A 2,398-nucleotide genomic window follows, 5' to 3' on the forward strand; every position below is an offset into this window, starting at 1 on the left:
GCCCCGGCGTTTTTTGCTGCGAAGCTGATTACCTGGGGCCGCTTCGCAGCCCTTTCGCGGCACAAGGCCGCTCCTACAGGGCCCGTGCCAACCATAGGAAATGCTCATGACCTGGCAACCCCACATCACCGTCGCCACCATCGTCGAGCACGAGGGCAAGTTCCTCTTCGTCGAAGAATTCAAAGCCGGCCTGCACGTCTTCAATCAGCCCGCCGGCCACCTGGAGCCCAACGAAACCTTGCCCCAGGCCGCGCTGCGCGAAACCCTGGAAGAAACCGCCTGGGAAGTCGAGCTCACCGGCGTGGTCGGTATCTATCTCTACACTGCCCCCAGCAACGGCGTGACCTACCAGCGCATCTGCTTTGCTGCCCGCCCGGTGTGCCATCACGCCGACCTGGCGCTGGACAGCGACATCGTCCGCGCCGTGTGGCTGACCCGCGACGAGCTGCTGGCCGACCCGGCCCGCTGGCGCAGCGAGCTGGTGCCACGTTGCCTTGACGACTACCTCAAAGGCCCCTTGCACAGCCTTACCCTGCTACGCGACTGACGCGTCGCCACGGGTTTGATAGAATCGACGTTTTTCCCTTGATACACACCGGTAACCATGACCAGCCCAGCACTCAAAGACCCCGCCAAGACCCGCGTCATCGTCGGCATGTCCGGCGGCGTGGACTCTTCCGTCTCCGCCCTTCTGCTCATCGAGCAGGGCTACCAGGTGGAAGGGCTGTTCATGAAGAACTGGGAAGAAGACGACGGCACCGAATACTGCACCGCCCGTGAAGACCTGGCCGACGCCCAGGCCGTCTGCGACCGCATCGGCATCAAGCTGCACACCGCCAACTTCGCCGCCGAATACTGGGACAACGTGTTCGAGCACTTCCTTGAAGAATACAAGGCCGGCCGCACGCCCAACCCGGACATCCTCTGCAACCGCGAAATCAAGTTCAAGGCGTTCCTCGACTACGCCCTGTCACTGGGTGCCGACCTGATCGCCACCGGCCACTACGTGCGCCGTCGTGACACTGGCGCGCTCACCGAACTGCTCAAGGGCCTGGACCCGAACAAGGACCAGAGCTACTTCCTGCACGCCGTCGGCGGCAAGGAAATTGCCCGCACCCTGTTCCCGGTCGGTGAGCTGGAAAAACCGGCAGTGCGCGCCATCGCCGAAAAACACGGCCTGGCCACCGCCAAGAAAAAAGATTCCACCGGCATCTGCTTCATTGGCGAGCGCCGCTTCAGCGACTTCCTCAAGCAGTACCTGCCAGCCCAGCCGGGCAACATCGAAACCACCGAAGGTGAAGTGATCGGCCGCCACCATGGCCTGATGTACCACACCATCGGCCAGCGCCAGGGCCTTGGCATTGGCGGCCTGAAGGATGCCGGTGACGAGCCGTGGTACGTGCTGCACAAGGACCTGACCCGCAACGTGCTGGTGGTCGGCCAGGGTAACGAACACCCTTGGCTGTTCTCCCGCGCCCTGCTCGCCTCGGACATCTTCTGGGTCAACCCCATCGACCTCAGCAGCCCGCGCCAGCTCACCGCCAAGGTCCGCTACCGCCAGAGCGACCAGCAGTGCACCCTGGCGCTTACGGCCAGCGGCTACCGCGCTGTGTTCGACGAACCGCAACGCGCCGTTACCCCAGGCCAGTCGGTAGTGTTCTATGACGGTGAAGTATGCCTGGGCGGCGGCGTGATCGAAGCCGCCGAGCCCTGGAGCCCGCGCGCATGAGCAACCTGCAGGAGCAGCTGATTGCATTGGGCGGTGTGTTTCAGGCCGCCGTATTGGTAGACCGCATCGCCCGCACCGGCCAGGCCAGTGAGGCCAACATCGGCTGCATGCTCGGCAGCCTGCTGGTCCGCGACCCCAAGAACACCCTGGAGGTGTTCGGCGGTGACGACCTGAACCTGCGTGACGGCTACCGTGCGCTGGCCGGTGCCCTGGAGCGCGACCCCAGCAGCCTGCAGCGCGAGCCACTGCGCTATGCCCTGTCGATGCTGGGCCTGGAGCGCCAGCTGAACAAACGTGGCGACCTGCTCGACACCATTGGCAACCGCCTGCCACAAATCCAGTCCCAGGCTGACCATTTTGGCCTGGTTCACGAAAACGTCATTGCTTCCAGTGGAGCCTTGTACCAGGACACCCTGAGCACCCTGCGCCAGCGTATTCAGGTGCATGGCGACATGCGCTTCCTGCAGCAGGCCAGCAACGCCTCGAAAATCCGCGCCCTGCTGCTGGCCGGTATCCGCGCCGCACGCCTGTGGCGCCAGCTGGGCGGTCACCGCTGGCAGCTGGTGTTCAGCCGGCGCAAGCTGCTGAACGAACTGTACGACATGATGCGCAGCGCCAGCTGAGGGGCTGCGCTGATCCTTGTGGGAGCGGGCTTGCCCGCGAAGCAGG

At 64.3% G+C, this 2,398-nt stretch carries 3 protein-coding genes; all 3 read left to right on the forward strand.

The window, feature by feature from the left end:
* Positions 1-106: 106 nt before the first annotated feature.
* From AC07XM_RS29750 to hflD, 3 genes are read left to right on the forward strand one after another with little or no spacing between them, the layout of a single operon-like run.
* A complete protein-coding gene (locus AC07XM_RS29750; RefSeq protein WP_095115618.1) occupies positions 107-547 on the forward strand; it encodes an NUDIX hydrolase in 441 nt (146 codons plus the stop codon).
* 57 nt (positions 548-604) lie between these two features.
* Complete coding sequence (mnmA, locus tag AC07XM_RS29755) at positions 605-1,729, forward strand: tRNA 2-thiouridine(34) synthase MnmA (RefSeq protein WP_060517040.1); 1,125 nt, start codon at positions 605-607, stop codon at positions 1,727-1,729.
* Positions 1,726-2,352 (forward strand): high frequency lysogenization protein HflD, encoded by a 627-nt coding sequence (gene hflD, locus AC07XM_RS29760; protein ID WP_016488130.1) that lies wholly within the window; start codon positions 1,726-1,728, stop codon positions 2,350-2,352. Before mnmA ends, hflD begins: the two co-directional genes overlap by 4 nt.
* The last annotated feature ends 46 nt before the right edge of the window (positions 2,353-2,398 follow it).

The organism is Pseudomonas sp. GW460-LB5 (assembly GCF_059423245.1).

Coding starts and splice junctions, on each gene's coding strand:
- AC07XM_RS29750 (WP_095115618.1), top strand. CDS start 107: ATGACCTGGCAACCCCACATCACCGTCGCCACCATCGTCGAGCACGAG.
- mnmA (WP_060517040.1), top strand. CDS start 605: ATGACCAGCCCAGCACTCAAAGACCCCGCCAAGACCCGCGTCATCGTC.
- hflD (WP_016488130.1), top strand. CDS start 1,726: ATGAGCAACCTGCAGGAGCAGCTGATTGCATTGGGCGGTGTGTTTCAG.